Origin of the sequence: Marivita sp. S2033 (assembly GCF_046592965.1) — a bacterium.
Taxonomy (GTDB): Bacteria; Pseudomonadota; Alphaproteobacteria; order Rhodobacterales; family Rhodobacteraceae; genus Marivita.
The window spans coordinates 318,663-333,690 of sequence record NZ_JBISBV010000003.1; the positions used below are offsets into that span (position 1 = coordinate 318,663).

Consider the following 15,028-nt stretch of genomic DNA (forward strand, 5'->3'; position numbering starts at 1 on the left):
CCCGGCGCGCCAGTTCAATTCATGACCCGACCGGCATCAATCGTCGCGATGTACCTTCTCGCGGCGCTCATGACGCTCCTGCGCCTCAAGGCTCAACGTCGTCGTCGGACGCGCCACGAGCCGTTTGAGCGAAATCGGGTCGCCCGTTGCCTGACAATAGCCAAATTCGCCTTCTTCGATCCGCCGCAATGCTGCGTCGATCTTGGACACGAGCTTGCGCTGGCGATCCCGAATGCGCAGTTCAAGCGACCGGTCGGTTTCCTCGGACGCGCGATCGGCGACATCGGGAATGTTACGTGTTCCGTCCTGCAAACCCGCGATGGTGGTTTTGCTGTCACTCAACAACTCGTTGCGCTGCTCAAGCAGTTCGCGACGGAACCACTCGACCTGACGCTCGTTCATGAATGGCTCGTCTTCGGCGGGCATGTAATCGTCAGGCAGAAAAGTTTCTGCTTTCATCCTCGTCCCCTTGCCTACACCAGTATCTGACATGGAAAATCCTCTAGACATCTGGCACCCCTATGCGCAGCACTTAACTTAAGCCCCAGGGGTTGTCACTAGCCAATAGCCGCAAAAATCGGTGAAAATATGGCGCGGGACCGACAAGACAGAAAGCAGGAAAAGATGAGATTCGAAGGCACCAAATCCTACGTCGCAACTGACGATCTGACCATCGCGGTGAATGCCGCCGTGACGCTGGAACGCCCGCTTCTGGTGAAGGGCGAACCGGGCACCGGAAAGACCGAGCTGGCGCGTCAGGTGGCCGATGGTCTGGGGCTGCGGATGATCGAGTGGAACATCAAATCCACCACCAAGGCACAGCAGGGTCTTTACGAGTACGACGCCGTCAGCCGCTTGCGTGACAGCCAGTTGGGTGATGAACGTGTGAACGATGTGCGAAACTACATCCGCAAGGGCAAGCTCTGGCAGGCCTTCGAGGCGGATGAGAAGGTCGTGCTGCTGATCGACGAGGTGGACAAGGCCGATATCGAATTCCCCAACGACCTGTTGCAGGAACTCGATCGAATGGAATTTCACGTCTACGAAACCGGCGACACGATCACCGCGCGGCATCGCCCCATCGTGATCATCACCTCGAACAACGAAAAGGAACTGCCCGACGCGTTTCTGCGCCGCTGTTTCTTTCACTACATCCGCTTCCCCGATCCAGATACCCTGCGCAAGATCGTCGAAGTGCACCATCCGGGCATCAAGGACGCGCTGCTGACCACGGCCCTGACCCAGTTTTACGACGTGCGTGAACAGACCGGGTTGAAAAAGAAACCGTCAACGTCAGAGGTGCTGGATTGGCTCAAACTCCTGCTGGCCGAAGACATGACCTCCGAGGATCTCAAGCGCGATGGCGCGAGTGCGCTGCCAAAGCTGCACGGCGCGCTGCTGAAGAACGAGCAGGATGTGCATCTGTTTGAACGTCTGGCATTCATGGCGCGGCGCGAACGACGGTAGGTTTGGCGGGCGGCGCAAAAGATTGGGGGCGTTGCCCCCGCCCGCCAAGGCGGGCTCCCCCAAGGTATTTTTGGCCAAAAGAAACCCGAAGGTCAGAGATTTGCCTGGAACAGTTGGATTTTCAGCCCGCCATGCGGGATCGGAGCGCTGACCTGGCGGAAATGCAGCCCTGTGGCCCGTGCGAGCCCTTTATCAGACGTCACGATCCCGACGCGCCATCCCTTGAACCGGTCTTTCAGCACCGTTCCAAACGTGCCGTAGAGCGCGAAGAGCAGGTTTCGGTTGCCGATCCGCGCACCATAAGGCGGGTTGACGATGACCAACCCGGGCGGACCTTCGGGCGGAGTGATGTCGGCGATCGGGCGATGTGCAAATCGGGTGACGCCGGACACACCGGCGCGTTCCGCATTGGCCGTTGCGTTCGCGATTGCACCGGCGTCCCTGTCGGAGCCATGAAAGCGCAGTTCGGACGGCTCTGGCGTCGACATCGCGGCTTTCATCGCCGCCCAGGCATCGGCATCGAACGAGGCCAGATTTTCGAAACCGAACGAGCGCGCACGCCCCGGCGCAAGGCCCAAAGCCATCTCGGCCGCTTCGATCACGAACGTGCCTGACCCGCACATCGGATCGAGGACCGGTTCGGTTCCGTTAAAACCGCAGGATCGCAGGAACAGCGCCGCCAACGTCTCGCGCATCGGTGCCTTGCCAACCGCTTGCTTGTGACCACGTTTGTGCAATGCCTCGCCGGATGTATCGAGACTGATGTCGCAGAGATCGTCCTCGATGCGAACCCGCACAACCAAAGCCGCCTTTTCCGCCGGCTTTTGCCCCAATGCGGCGGCGATGGCGTTTTCCACCCGCTCTTTCGCCGCGCCCGCATGGTAGATACGCGATTTGCGACAGCTCGCCTCGACCCGGTACGGCACGTCGCGGCGCAGTAACGCTGCCCACTCGACCTTGCGTGCGCGCTTGTCGAGCTGCGCCGGATGCATCGCGCGAAACCGCGCCACCCGTGCGAGAACCCGCCCCGCGCCGCGCAACACCAGATTGGCGCGCCACACATCGGGCCAGCCGCCCGCGAGCGTCACGCCACCGGGGACGACCTGGGGATCGATAAATCCGGCCGCGCGCGCCTCGTCGCGCAGCACACTCTCCAGCCCCGGCGTCCCGGACAGGAATATCTCGATAGGATCAATATCTGTCATCACTGTGCTCTATCCCGATTTGCCGATGAGCGCGAGCCTTGGCCGATGACGTGGCAGACACTCATCCCGTGTCAAAGCCGGGACATACCCGCTTGTTGCTTCTTTGCACTGATTACGCCGTTGAAATCATGCGAAATTCCGCGCCCAACCTCAACGGATATAAAAAGTGATTCGGGCTGAATGTTCCGCTCTGGCCAAAACCCATGCTTTCGCCCTAAGCTTGCCCCAGAGCGGACAAAAAAACAGCGGATCGAAAAGTATCCGCAATGAGCAGGCAGGCTTTCGATATGTCCCACAGTCCTTTGGCCGCGTGCATTTTGCACGCGAACGCGTCATCCTTGCGAAGTGCAACGCACGGCGATGCCCCGGCGTGCCCGATCTCGTGTTTGGGGTCGCGCCGATGATGCGCCGTATTCTGTTGCCCCTGACCCTGCTGCTCAATGCCTGTATGCCGGTGACGCAATCCGAAACCACGACCCGCGCCGCATTCGTCGACTCGAGCCTGCCGTCGATGAAGGTCTTTTCGATCCCCCGCCCCGTCGCCGTGCACACATCCAATGCCGATCTCGCACGCGATTTCATGGACCTGTCCATGAGCCTGGAATCGGGCCGCACGCTTGATGTGTTCACGCGGTTCGAAGGGCCCATCACGGTACGCCTGATCGGCAACGCGCAACCTTCCGTGCCGCGCGACCTTGATCGCTTGCTGCACCGGTTGCGCCGTGAAGCCGGCATCGACATCACGCCCACGGCGTCTGCGGACGCAAACATCACCATCAACGCGGTCAGCCGCGCCGAGATCCAGCGCGTTCTGCCCCAGGCGGCGTGTTTCGTGGTGCCCAATGTGTCCACTTTGCCAGAATACCGCCGCGCCCGGCGATCAAGCAGGGTGAACTGGAGCACGCTGACCAGCCGTACGCGGCTGGCGATCTTCCTGCCCAACGATTCCAGCCCGCAAGAGGCGCGCGACTGCCTGCACGAAGAACTCGCACAGGCGCTTGGCCCGCTCAACGACCTCTATCGCCTGCCAAATTCGGTGTTCAATGACGATAATGTCCACACCGTGTTGACCGGATATGACATGCTGGTGCTGCGCGCCCATTACGATCCTGCCCTGCGCAACGGCATGACGCGACAACAGGTGATGGCGCGCCTCCCCGCCATTCTCGACCGCCTCAATCCGCAGGGCCGTGGCGTGCCAGCCAGACGCGCGGCGCGCACCCCGCGCCCGTGGATCGATGCCATCCAGACCGCTCTCGGACCGGGCGCATCCGCCGGAGCGCGACGCGCCGCCGCCACCGAAGCGCTGGGCATTGCCTCTGCGATGGGGTGGCAGGATCACCGTCGCGGCTTCGCCCATTATGCCATGGGGCGCATCCTGCAAAGCACCAGGCCGGACGTCGCCCGCGAACAGTTCCTGCTGGCCGATATGTATTTCGCCCGCACTCCCGAGACCGAGCTGCACCGGGCCTATGTGGCGTCGCAACTCGCCGCGTTTGCCTTGACCGAAGATCGCCCCGATGTTGCGCTGAACCTCACCGGTCACTCCGTCGATCTGGCGGCCCGGTACGAGAACGCTGCGCTGCTGGCGACCTTGCTCATGCTGCGCGCCGAAGCGTTCGATCTTTCGGGGCGCGCCTCGGCGGGGGCCGATGTGCGTCTGGACAGTCTGGGATGGGCGCGCTACGGGTTCGGTTCGGACTGGTCGGTGCGCGCCAAACTGCGCGAGATCAGTTCGCTCAATCCGCTCAACAGGGGCAGAGGCAGGTTATGATCGTCATTGCAGGGGTCGTTCTGGGAGCCATTTTCGGTGCCATGAGCGCGAAAAAACGCAACGGCAGCCGCGGTGATCTGTGGCAATACGGCGCGGTCTTTGCGATTATCGGCGGGCTGGCCGGGCTGATCCTGACGATTGTCATTGAAAAGCTGGTCTTCTGACGGCGCTGGTCAGGCGCTGCTCCAGTTGCTAGATCTGCCGCATGTTCGTTCCGTTTTTTGACACTCTCCGCCGCACTGGCGTGCCCGTTTCGCTACGCGAATACCTCAGCTTTCTTGAGGCGATGCGCGCGGGTCTCGCCACCTATGACCCCGAAGCATTTTACTATCTCGCACGCAGCGCGATGGTCAAAGACGAGCGCCACATCGACCGTTTTGACCGCGCCTTTGCCGAGGCATTCAAGGGTCTTGAACATCTGAGCTCCGATGCCGTTCTCGACGCGCTTGATCTGCCTGAAGACTGGCTGCGCAAGATGGCGGAAAAGCACCTGAGCGATGCCGAAAAGGCCGAGATCGAAGCGCTGGGCGGGTTTGACAAGCTGATGGAGACCCTGAAGGAACGCCTCAAGGAGCAGCAGGGCCGCCATCAGGGGGGCAACAAGTGGATTGGAACCGCCGGCACGTCCCCCTTCGGCGCCTATGGTTACAACCCCGAAGGCGTGCGCATCGGGCAAGACCAAAGCCGCCATCAGCGCGCGGTCAAGGTCTGGGACAAGCGCGAGTTCCGCAACCTGGACGACAGCGTCGAGCTGGGCACCCGCAACATCAAGGTTGCGCTCAAACGTCTGCGTCGCTGGGCGCGGGACGGGGCGATGGACGAACTGGACCTTGACGGCACCATTCGTGCCACCGCCGAACATGGGTATCTTGACGTGCAAACCCGCCCCGAGCGGCGCAATGCGGTCAAGGTCATTCTGTTTCTGGATGTCGGCGGTTCGATGGACCCTCATGTCAAGGTCGTGGAGGAACTGTTCTCTGCCGCGCGCGCCGAATTCAAGCATCTTGAGCATTACTACTTCCACAACTGCCTTTACGAAGGCGTCTGGAAAGACAACCGTCGCCGCTGGGATGCGGTGACTCCGACGAGAGACGTGCTCAACACATACGGCCCTGATTACAAATGTATTTTCGTCGGTGACGCGAGCATGTCGCCCTACGAGATCGCCTTTGCGGGCGGTGCCAATGAGCATTGGAATACCGAAGCCGGACAAGTTTGGCTCGAGCGTGCACGGACGCAATGGCCCTCTCATCTCTGGATCAACCCGACGCCGCAGCAGCACTGGCCACATACCCAGTCCATCGGCATGATCCGCGAGATATTCGAGGACGCGATGGTGCCGATGACGCTTGAGGGCATCACGCGCGGCATCACGGCGCTGGCAAAATAGTGGTCCACCCCTAGCAGCCTCTCCATCGCTCTTTCTTCGCAATTCTCCAATTCTTGCCGGTGTGAAGGAACCGCGCAGCGCCGCGGCTGGTTCTTCGATCAAGACCTCCCTAACGAAAGGACATGATCAAATGATTAAGAAAACTGCATCCGCACATTGGTCCGGCGGCCTGAAAGATGGCAAAGGCCAGATCTCAACGGAATCCGGCGTGCTTGACGAACAGCCTTACGGCTTCAACACGCGGTTCGAAAACAAGCCCGGCACCAACCCCGAAGAACTGATCGGCGCGGCGCATGCGGGATGTTTCTCGATGGCTTTGTCAATGATCCTCGGGGATTATGACGCCACCGCGGACTCGATCGACACGAAAGCAACCGTGTCCCTGGAGGAACAAGCCGGCGGCTTTACCATCACCAAGGTTCACCTTGATCTGGAAGCTAAAATTCCAGGCCTGAGCGAAGATGATTTTCACAAGGCCGCTCAGACCGCCAAGGAAAACTGCCCCGTGTCCAAGGTGCTGGCCGGAGCGGACATCACGCTTGACGCCAAGCTGACCAGCTAACGACGCTTAAAAAGCGCGGCGTCCATGCGCGCCGCGCTTGCCCAAGGCACGTCGCCGCACCATATCTAATACATGTTGAAATTCACCCCGATCCTGCTCGCGATCCTCTATGCGCTTGCGATGTATCATTTCTCCGTCTGGCGCACCAAACGCGAGCTTGATGCCCGCTCCACCGAGCTTGCCGATCCCAAGCTCAAGGCTCTGACAGATCGCCTGGCCGCGGCGCTCGATCTGGATCGTATCCGCGTGAATATCTACGAGATTGACCCGGTAAACGGCCTTGCTGCACCAGACGGGCGCATTTTCATCACCCGTGGATTTTACCGCAAATACCAGAACAACGAAGTGACCGGCGAAGAATTGGCCAGCGTCATCGCGCATGAGCTGGGCCACGTCGCATTGGGCCACTCCCGTCGCCGCATGATCGACTTTTCGGGTCAAAATGCGCTGCGCACCGCGCTTGCGATGGTGCTGTCGCGCTTTATTCCCGGGGTGGGTGTCTGGATCGCCAACGGATTGGCCACCCTTCTCGCGGCCCGCCTGTCACGGGGCGATGAATACGAGGCCGACGCCTATGCTGCTGCCTTGTTGCACAAGGCCGGTATCGGAATCTCGGCGCAAAAATCGCTGTTCCTCAAACTCGACAAACTGACGCAAGCCCGCTCCGGTGCGGTGCCGGCGTGGCTCATGTCGCACCCGAAAACCGCCGAACGGATCGCTGCGCTTGACGCGCTGGAACACCGCTGGACCAACGCACCGTCCCGAGACTAGCCGATATTGTCACGCATTATCCGATGGATATGTTAAAATCTTCACCCATCACATCAATTGAAAAACGCCAGTGGCGCGATCTTGCCCGTTGACCTGAACCACAACACGGTGCGGACCCGGATGCAGCGTAAAGGTCGATGCGCCCGCCTTCAGCCGGTGTGATTTTGAAACCGTCATCACCTCGCCTGCTTTGGCCTTTAAGGTCTTGAGTTTGAAAACCTTTTCACGCTCGCGCCCGGTTTGACTCTGAAAGGTGATGCGGTAATCCACCATAATCGGCATGTCCTGCGCGGCGCATAGCGTCACCTCAATCTTGATCGCATCGCCGATCTCAACCGGGTTGGGCGCAAGGGTCAATTCCACATCCATCGCGGCATCCTGGACATACCCCAAATGCGCCAATGCCCGAGGCTCACCCCGTTTGACAGCCGTCCGCAGCGCGTGACGCGTGATCCAGTCCAACTCGCACGCCGTTTGCAGCCCTTTTTTCGCCCAGTCTGACAGATGATCGACCACCACATCCGGTGCACGGCGCGTCAGATCGTTCATGTGGTTCGCAACCGATCGCGTGACATACCGCGTCGGATCGCCGTGCAAGGCATCTAGAAACCGCAAGGGTACCAAGGGATCCAGCGTAATGTTCGCGGCCCAGGGCAAGCGCGGGCGCGTGCCCTCGCTCACAAGGCGGCGGACGTGGTAATTCTCATGCGTCACCCACCGGTCCAGCCGCGCAAGCGTCTGATCTGGCCAGCGGTTCAGGAACGGGCGGAGGTAATATTCCATCGAGAACCGCTGCGTGGCCATTTCAAGCAGGTCCAACGCCCGGTCGCGATGCGCCTCCATCCCGTGCCGCACCGCCAGAATACCGGGAACCGCATGGATGAACCGTCCGAAATCGTTATCCGAGCGCATCGGATCAAGCGGCGGAGGCATCGCGCTTTCGAGCGCTTCGGCCATCTCTGGAAACCGCTTCGGCAACTGCTCTTCGATGCAGGTGGCCAGCCAGTCCAGCCGTTGCATCAGCCCGAGCGGGGCCAGCCCCGCAAGCGCCGTTTCCTGAAACCGGTCCGCATCAAATTCCGGCAGCACCGAATATTCTTGCGCCATATCGCCAATCGTACCTGCGTTGAACAGCCGGTCCCGAAGCGAAAACCCTTGCGCCTGCCCCTTACCATCCGGTCCGCGCGCCACGGCTAGATCGTCATATTGGTGCCGCCACCGTCGACAAGAATGTTTTGCCCGACAATGAACCCGGCATGTTGCGAGCACAAGAACGCACAGGTCTGACCGAATTCCTGCCGCGTGCCATAGCGCCGCGCCGGAATGGTCTCCTGGCGGTTCTTGCGCGCCTGATCGACCGAGATCCCTTGTGCTTTGGACACGCCACCGTCCAACTGGTCGGCGCGATCGGTCGCGTGGATGCCCGGCAGGAGGTTGTTGACGATCACGCCGCTCGACGCGACTTGCCGCGCGGTTCCCGCCACATAGCCGGTCAGCCCGGTGCGCGCCGCGTTCGACAGCCCCAGCGCCGGGATCGGTGCCTTGACCGATTGCGAGGTGATGTTGACCACCCGGCCCCAACCCCGCTCCATCATGCCCGGCATCAGAGCTGTCATCAAAGCGATCGGCGTCAGCATGTTGGCATCGAGCGCCTTGATGAAATCGCTCCGGTCCCAATCGGACCACAGGCCCGGCGGCGGCCCGCCCGCATTGGTGACAAGAATGTCCACCGCGCCTGCCGCTTCCAGGACCTTGGCGCGGCCCTCTACGCTGACGATATCCGCCGCGACCGTCACCACCTCGACACCGTAGGTCTCGCGGATCTCTGCGGCCGTCGCCTCGAGCGCGTCCGAGCCGCGGGCATTCATCACGAGCGACACGCCGGCCTGCGCCAATGCCTCGGCACATCCGCGCCCCAGACCCTTGCTCGATGCGCTGACCAAAGCCCGCTTTCCGTTGATTCCAAGATCCATCTCAACTCTCCCAATTTGACTTAATTCGTACGCGAAAAGACACGCGGTCTTCATAGACCTGACATAATTAGCGGCGATCTTAAAGGTTAGCCGCAAGTATCAGGGAACCGGCGAGAATTAATAATCGAGTAGTGATAAGTTATGGCCTGCCAAAGTGATTCAGCGACGACGTACAAGGCCTGTCCGGCGCAGGGCCTGCGCGCCGAGTTCGGCGTTTGTCGCGGCGATCCCATCCGTCGTCTGACCGATCTGGTCCCTGGCGATATCTATCAGGTGAAACCCGACGCACTCTGGTCCTCGGTTACCGCGCAAGGCGGCACGACCGACAGGTTTACACGCTCCGTCGCGGCCAATCTTCCGGCTGACACGCTGAACACGCTTGCGCAGCTCATCTTCATGACGACAACCGGCCGTCGCGCCGACATCTACGCAACTGTCTGCAATGGCGAACTTTACTTCATCGGTGAAACCGAAATGCAAAGCGGCGTGGAATATGTCCTGATCGACATGTCCATGTGCGACCTGGCGTTCGAGCCGGTCATCGTCCCGACGCCGGTTGCCGCCGGGGAGCCGAGCAACGTCATCGCCCTGCGCGCGGTCGGCTGATCACGGCCCTTATGGACAAGGCGCCAAGCGCCGCCTATACGCGCGCTCATGCTCGATACAGCCACAAATCGCCCTGAATTGCCTGCCGAAATTGCCCGGCGGCGCACCTTTGCCATCATCTCGCATCCAGATGCCGGCAAGACCACGCTGACAGAGAAATTTCTGCTTTACGGCGGCGCGATTCAGATGGCCGGACAGGTCCGCGCCAAGGGCGAAGCGCGGCGAACGCGATCTGACTACATGAAGATGGAACAGGACCGCGGCATCTCGGTTTCGGCCAGCGCAATGTCGTTCGACTTCAAGGGCTTCCGCTTCAACCTCGTCGACACGCCGGGGCACTCTGATTTCTCTGAAGACACCTACCGCACTTTGACGGCGGTGGATGCGGCCGTCATGGTGATCGACGGTGCGAAAGGTGTGGAAAGCCAGACGCAAAAGCTGTTCGAAGTCTGCCGCCTGCGCGACCTGCCGATCCTGACCTTCTGCAACAAGATGGACCGCGAAAGCCGCGATACGTTCGACATTATCGACGAAATTCAGGAAAACCTTGCCATCGACGTCACCCCGGCAAGCTGGCCCATCGGCGTGGGCCGGGATTTTCTGGGATGCTATGATCTCTTGCGCGACCGCCTTGAACTCATGGATCGCGCCGACCGCAACAAGGTGGCCGAAAGCATCGCCATCGAAGGCCTGGACGATCCCAAGCTGGCCGAACATATCCCCGCGCATCTGTTGGAGCAGCTGCGCGAAGAAGTTGAAATGGCGCGTGAGCTGCTTCCCAAACTGGATCCGCAAGCAGTTCTCGAAGGGCACATGACCCCGATCTGGTTCGGCTCTGCGATCAACAGCTTCGGCGTTCAGGAACTGATGAACGGCATCGGGACATACGGCCCCGAACCACAACCGCAATCCGCAACACCCCGCCAGATCATGCCCGAGGAAACAAAGGTTTCCGGCTTTGTCTTCAAGGTTCAGGCGAATATGGATCCCAAGCACCGCGACCGCGTGGCGTTTTTGCGCATGGCGTCCGGTCACTTCAAACGCGGCATGAAACTCACGCATGTGCGCTCCAAGAAACCGATGACCATCACCAATCCGGTCCTGTTTCTCGCCGCCGACCGGGAACTGGCCGACGAGGCCTGGGCCGGAGACATCATCGGCATTCCCAACCACGGACAATTGCGCATCGGCGACACGCTGACCGAGGGCGAAGCTCTCAAGGTGACGGGCATTCCGTCATTTGCGCCGGAACTGCTTCAATCGGTGCGGGCCGGTGATCCGCTGAAATCAAAGCACCTGGAAAAAGCGCTGATGCAATTTGCCGAAGAAGGCGCGGCAAAGGTGTTCAAGCCGATGATCGGCTCGGGCTTTATCGTCGGAGTTGTCGGCGCGTTGCAATTCGAAGTCCTCGGCAGCCGGATCGAGTTGGAATACGGCCTTCCGGTGCGGTTCGAGGCGTCGCAATTCACCTCTGCGCGCTGGGTACACGGACCAAAGGACGCTGTGGAAAAGCTGGTCAATGCCAACAAGCAGCACATGGCCGAGGACAATGATGGCGATGTCGTCTACCTGACCCGCTTGCAATGGGACATCGACCGCATCACCCGCGACTATCCCGACGTGACCCTGTCTGCGACCAAGGAAATGATGGTATAAGCCGCCCTTCCATGCGCCTTGTCCGCTTCTTTTTAACGTTGATCCCAGCGCGCCCTCGCGGCACTCTGCGCGCATGAGCAGTGAAGACGCGCCGCAAAACCCGGCCTATCCAAACGGGCTGGCCGGGATACTTGATCAGATGAACGCCCGCCGCGCGCCGTTGCAATTCGCGACCGGCGAATCCTTGCCTCCGCTTGATTGTGATCTGAACGCTTTGGCCAGAACAGTTGTTGCCGCGCCAATCGATCACGGCAACACCCGCTCTGATCATGCCCGCAAGGAATGGGAACTTTCCAACGAACTCAAGGGGCAGAACGCGCTTCTTCATCTGAACGCCCTGCTGATCGCGCATCTGCGAAAACGAAGCCAACCGCCCCACACCGCTGCCCTGTTCCAGCGCCTTTGGCGTGAACATGCGCCGTTACTGATCTCCGAAATGGATCTGCGCTGGAAAGTCTCAAGCCTCACAACCTTCGGCGATCACGGCACAACTGCCGCGCAACGCAGCGCCGGGCTGGCGCTTTCGACCCTTTTCAACACGATGAAGCTCTATGAAAGCGAACGGCTGTATTCGGGCCGCGACGCCGACCGCCCCTTCACGCTCGACGGGCGCGCACCCGGCCCCTTGCCGCTTGAGATGGACGCATTTTCGCTCACTGACGGTGGGCTTGACGCCAACATGCTCGCCAGACTCTGGACAGAGGCAGACGCAGACCCGGTGATCCGCCCGCTCGCGCATGACATGCTGCAACAATTGATCGACGATCCACGCACGGTGTTTCGCCGCCTGCATCGTCTGCGCGCCCGAAAACTGCGCCGCACCGACTCCGCCCCGGCAGCGTCTCCGGGTGTCGTCGTTCCGGTTGCCAGCGCCCCCGCGCGCAGCCCCAGCTGGGGTCTTGTGTGCACCACAAACGCGCGCCTGCCGGACGTTGCGCGATTCGTCGCCCATCACCTCAAACTGGGCGCCGCGCATATCCATCTGTTCCTCGACGCACCGGCGCCCGACATTTCAGCCTTGCTGCGCGACACCCCCTCGGTTCAGATCACACAATGCGACGCAGCATATTGGCGCGATCTCGGCAAAGAACGCCCCGAAGCGCATCAATTGCGCCAGGCCTTCAACGCCACGCGCGCCTTGCGCGACGCCGCCGGACGGGTCGACTGGCTTGGCCATATCGATATCGATGAATTCATCCTCACCGACACGCCCCTTGCCACGGTCTTGCAGGGCGTTCCCGAGGCGATGGCAGGCGCACGGATCTACCCGGCCGAGGCGCTGGCCGCGCCGCATCCGGGAATGTTGCCCAAGCATTTCAAGCTGCGCACCACCGCCCAAGGGGTTGCCCCCCACGCCACGCATGACATCTACCCCACATTCGGCAGCTATGTGCGTGGCGGCTTTCTCAGCCATCTGGCAGGCAAGGTGTTCGCGCGAACCGGACTGGAGGATGTGCGCCTAGCCATCCACCGGTTGCGCGCCCACGGCCAGGATGTGCGCAACACCACGACTCTCGGGTCCGTCTATCTGGGCCATCTGCACGCCCCGGATTGGGACAGTTTCATCGCCAAGCTGGAGTTCCGTCAAAGCAGGGGCTCTTATCGCATCCGCGACGACGAGGCGCCGAAATCGGTCGGGCGGTTGCTGCATTATCTCCGGCAGGAAGAGGGCGACGAAGGCCTGCGCATGTTCTTTGATGAACTGTGCCTCGACACTGCGGACCTGCGCCAACGGCTTGCGCGTCACAACCTGTTGCTGACACCTGCCTTTGATGCGGACGCAGCGGTCCAGCGCCGGTTCGGAGCCCTCGGGGCGTAATGCCATGTACCCGTTTGCAATGGACATCTGGCATTGTTGCGCATTCACCACCGATATTGCCTGAAAAAGGCACATGCGCGCAGGTATGTCACATGACATTGACGCCCCTCTGCAACACCGCTAATAAAGCCCGAGATCTCGACTGTGGCACAACACAGGGCCAAACGGGCCGGATCACCTTCAGACGCACGGGCGCTGGCAGTCCGTGAACAACGGAATCACATGACAAAATTTTCTGAGTTAAATCTCAACCCGAAAGTCGTCAAAGCTATTGAAGAGGCCGGCTACGATACGCCGACCCCGATTCAGGCCGGCGCAATCCCCCCCGCTCTCGAAGGCCGCGACGTTCTCGGCATCGCCCAGACCGGAACAGGCAAAACGGCAGGCTTCGTGCTGCCGATGATCACGCTTCTGGCCCGCGGCCGTGCCCGCGCCCGCATGCCGCGCAGCCTTGTGCTGTGTCCGACGCGGGAACTGGCGGCGCAGGTGGCGGAAAACTTCGACACCTATGCAAAGCACGTCAAGCTGACCAAGGCCTTGCTGATCGGCGGGGTCAGTTTCAAGGAACAGGATGCGGCCATCGATAAGGGTGTCGATGTTCTCATCGCGACGCCGGGCCGCCTGCTCGATCATTTCGAGCGCGGCAAATTGCTGCTCACCGGCGTTCAGGTCATGGTCGTCGACGAAGCTGACCGGATGCTCGACATGGGGTTCATTCCCGACATCGAACGCATCTTCTCGCTCACGCCCTTTACCCGCCAGACGCTGTTCTTTTCGGCCACCATGGCGCCCGAGATCGAGCGGATCACCAACACCTTCCTGTCCAATCCCGCGCGCGTCGAGGTTGCCCGCCAAGCCTCCGCGTCCGAGACGATCGAACAAGGCGTGGTGATGTTCAAGGCGTCGCGCCGTGACCGTGAAGGCACCGAAAAACGCGCCCTTCTGCGCGCGCTGATCGACGGCGAAGGCGACAAATGCACCAACGCAATCGTCTTTTGCAACCGCAAGACAGATGTGGATGTGGTGGCAAAATCGCTCAAGAAACACGGCTATGACGCCGCACCGATCCACGGCGATCTGGATCAGTCGCAACGTACCAAGACCCTTGATGGTTTCCGCGAAGGCGACCTGCGCTTCCTCATCGCCTCTGATGTGGCCGCGCGCGGACTTGACGTACCGGCTGTCAGCCACGTCTTCAATTTCGACGTGCCAAGCCATGCCGAAGATTACGTCCACCGCATCGGTCGCACCGGCCGGGCCGGGCGCGATGGCAAGGCCATGATGATCTGCGCACCCAAGGACGAAAAGAACTTCGACGCGATCGAACGTCTGCTGCAAAAGGATATTCCGCGCATCGCAAACCCGTTGGGAGACGCGACGCCTCGGTCAGACACCGAAGCGCCTGCCGATCAGGAGACGTCAGGCAAGGAGTCCAAATCGAGCCGTTCGCGCAGCGGTCGCAGCCGCTCCAAACAGGCCGAGCCGAAATCTGTCGCGCAGGACACCAAGGCGCCGTCCGAGCACAAGAGCGATCAGCAGGCCCATAAAAAGCCAAGCCCGCCGCCGCAAAAACCACAAAGCAAGCCTGCGGACAAGCCCAAGCCCCAAGAGACACAGTCCGGAAAAACGGACAATTCCAGTTCCGCGTCGCGCGGTCGTCGCAATGACCGCGACAACAAGGTCGTGGGCATGGGCGATCATATGCCCACGTTCATCGCCAAGAGTTTCGACGAACGCCGGACCGGTTGAACCAAGCGCCCGGACTTCTTTGCGCGTCAAATACCTTGGGGGGCGTCGCGAACGCG

General features: G+C 60.9%; 14 protein-coding genes. 10 read left to right on the forward strand and 4 right to left on the reverse strand.

Annotated elements, in window-relative coordinates; translation table 11 throughout:
- Positions 1–36 precede the first annotated feature (36 nt).
- Entirely contained in the window at positions 37–459 is a 423-nt protein-coding gene (dksA, locus tag ACGKZZ_RS08315) for an RNA polymerase-binding protein DksA (protein WP_411223054.1), read from the reverse strand.
- 165 nt (positions 460–624) lie between these two features.
- Between dksA and ACGKZZ_RS08320 the strand changes: the two genes are divergently transcribed.
- Complete coding sequence (locus ACGKZZ_RS08320; RefSeq protein ID WP_411223055.1) at positions 625–1,467, forward strand: AAA family ATPase; 843 nt, start codon at positions 625–627, stop codon at positions 1,465–1,467.
- Positions 1,468–1,559: 92 nt separating this feature from the next.
- Here ACGKZZ_RS08320 and ACGKZZ_RS08325 read toward each other — a convergent pair whose 3' ends face one another.
- Positions 1,560–2,672 (reverse strand): class I SAM-dependent RNA methyltransferase, encoded by a 1,113-nt coding sequence (locus ACGKZZ_RS08325; RefSeq protein ID WP_411223056.1) that lies wholly within the window; start codon positions 2,670–2,672, stop codon positions 1,560–1,562.
- Positions 2,673–3,075: 403 nt separating this feature from the next.
- On the opposite strand from ACGKZZ_RS08325, the gene ACGKZZ_RS08330 reads away from it, so the two are divergent.
- The 5 genes from ACGKZZ_RS08330 to ACGKZZ_RS08350 all read left to right on the forward strand — a co-directional run bounded on the left by ACGKZZ_RS08330 (position 3,076) and on the right by ACGKZZ_RS08350 (position 7,169).
- Positions 3,076–4,446, forward strand: a complete 1,371-nt coding sequence (locus ACGKZZ_RS08330) for a DUF2927 domain-containing protein (RefSeq protein WP_411223162.1) — start codon at positions 3,076–3,078, stop codon at positions 4,444–4,446.
- A gap of 41 nt (positions 4,447–4,487) precedes the next feature.
- Positions 4,488–4,610 carry an apolipoprotein acyltransferase gene (locus ACGKZZ_RS08335; protein ID WP_411223057.1) on the forward strand — a complete coding sequence of 41 codons (123 nt, stop codon included), beginning with the start codon at positions 4,488–4,490 and terminating at the stop codon, positions 4,608–4,610.
- A gap of 41 nt (positions 4,611–4,651) precedes the next feature.
- Positions 4,652–5,836 carry a vWA domain-containing protein gene (locus tag ACGKZZ_RS08340; protein WP_411223058.1) on the forward strand — a complete coding sequence of 395 codons (1,185 nt, stop codon included), beginning with the start codon at positions 4,652–4,654 and terminating at the stop codon, positions 5,834–5,836.
- A 130-nt stretch (positions 5,837–5,966) separates the two neighbouring features.
- The gene (locus ACGKZZ_RS08345; protein ID WP_411223059.1) at positions 5,967–6,398 is read left to right on the forward strand and encodes an OsmC family protein; all 432 of its coding nucleotides are present in this window, start codon (positions 5,967–5,969) and stop codon (positions 6,396–6,398) included.
- A 72-nt stretch (positions 6,399–6,470) separates the two neighbouring features.
- Entirely contained in the window at positions 6,471–7,169 is a 699-nt protein-coding gene (locus tag ACGKZZ_RS08350) for a M48 family metalloprotease (protein ID WP_411223060.1), read from the forward strand.
- A gap of 48 nt (positions 7,170–7,217) precedes the next feature.
- Here ACGKZZ_RS08350 and ACGKZZ_RS08355 read toward each other — a convergent pair whose 3' ends face one another.
- A complete protein-coding gene (locus ACGKZZ_RS08355; RefSeq protein ID WP_411223061.1) occupies positions 7,218–8,360 on the reverse strand; it encodes a hypothetical protein in 1,143 nt (380 codons plus the stop codon).
- 2 nt (positions 8,361–8,362) lie between these two features.
- The gene (locus tag ACGKZZ_RS08360) at positions 8,363–9,142 is read right to left on the reverse strand and encodes an SDR family oxidoreductase (RefSeq protein WP_411223062.1); all 780 of its coding nucleotides are present in this window, start codon (positions 9,140–9,142) and stop codon (positions 8,363–8,365) included.
- A gap of 141 nt (positions 9,143–9,283) precedes the next feature.
- Here ACGKZZ_RS08360 and ACGKZZ_RS08365 point away from each other — a divergent pair, with 141 nt between their 5' ends.
- From ACGKZZ_RS08365 to ACGKZZ_RS08380, 4 genes are all read left to right on the forward strand, one after another.
- Positions 9,284–9,748 (forward strand): hypothetical protein, encoded by a 465-nt coding sequence (locus ACGKZZ_RS08365; RefSeq protein WP_411223063.1) that lies wholly within the window; start codon positions 9,284–9,286, stop codon positions 9,746–9,748.
- A gap of 48 nt (positions 9,749–9,796) precedes the next feature.
- The gene (locus tag ACGKZZ_RS08370) at positions 9,797–11,404 is read left to right on the forward strand and encodes a peptide chain release factor 3 (protein WP_411223064.1); all 1,608 of its coding nucleotides are present in this window, start codon (positions 9,797–9,799) and stop codon (positions 11,402–11,404) included.
- Between the two features lie 73 nt (positions 11,405–11,477).
- On the forward strand, positions 11,478–13,223 hold the full coding sequence (locus tag ACGKZZ_RS08375; protein WP_411223065.1) for a glycosyltransferase family 2 protein: 1,746 nt from the start codon (positions 11,478–11,480) through the stop codon (positions 13,221–13,223).
- 222 nt (positions 13,224–13,445) lie between these two features.
- A complete protein-coding gene (locus tag ACGKZZ_RS08380; protein WP_411223066.1) occupies positions 13,446–14,972 on the forward strand; it encodes a DEAD/DEAH box helicase in 1,527 nt (508 codons plus the stop codon).
- Positions 14,973–15,028: the final 56 nt, after the last annotated feature.

Bases quoted from the DNA above. Each gene is read 5' to 3' on its own strand.
- dksA (WP_411223054.1), bottom strand. From the start codon at position 459: ATGAAAGCAGAAACTTTTCTGCCTGACGATTACATGCCCGCCGAAGAC.
- ACGKZZ_RS08320 (WP_411223055.1), top strand. From the start codon at position 625: ATGAGATTCGAAGGCACCAAATCCTACGTCGCAACTGACGATCTGACC.
- ACGKZZ_RS08325 (WP_411223056.1), bottom strand. From the start codon at position 2,672: ATGACAGATATTGATCCTATCGAGATATTCCTGTCCGGGACGCCGGGG.
- ACGKZZ_RS08330 (WP_411223162.1), top strand. From the start codon at position 3,076: ATGCGCCGTATTCTGTTGCCCCTGACCCTGCTGCTCAATGCCTGTATG.
- ACGKZZ_RS08335 (WP_411223057.1), top strand. From the start codon at position 4,488: ATGAGCGCGAAAAAACGCAACGGCAGCCGCGGTGATCTGTGGCAATAC.
- ACGKZZ_RS08340 (WP_411223058.1), top strand. From the start codon at position 4,652: ATGTTCGTTCCGTTTTTTGACACTCTCCGCCGCACTGGCGTGCCCGTT.
- ACGKZZ_RS08345 (WP_411223059.1), top strand. From the start codon at position 5,967: ATGATTAAGAAAACTGCATCCGCACATTGGTCCGGCGGCCTGAAAGAT.
- ACGKZZ_RS08350 (WP_411223060.1), top strand. From the start codon at position 6,471: ATGTTGAAATTCACCCCGATCCTGCTCGCGATCCTCTATGCGCTTGCG.
- ACGKZZ_RS08360 (WP_411223062.1), bottom strand. From the start codon at position 9,142: ATGGATCTTGGAATCAACGGAAAGCGGGCTTTGGTCAGCGCATCGAGC.
- ACGKZZ_RS08365 (WP_411223063.1), top strand. From the start codon at position 9,284: ATGGCCTGCCAAAGTGATTCAGCGACGACGTACAAGGCCTGTCCGGCG.
- ACGKZZ_RS08370 (WP_411223064.1), top strand. From the start codon at position 9,797: ATGCTCGATACAGCCACAAATCGCCCTGAATTGCCTGCCGAAATTGCC.
- ACGKZZ_RS08375 (WP_411223065.1), top strand. From the start codon at position 11,478: ATGAGCAGTGAAGACGCGCCGCAAAACCCGGCCTATCCAAACGGGCTG.
- ACGKZZ_RS08380 (WP_411223066.1), top strand. From the start codon at position 13,446: ATGACAAAATTTTCTGAGTTAAATCTCAACCCGAAAGTCGTCAAAGCT.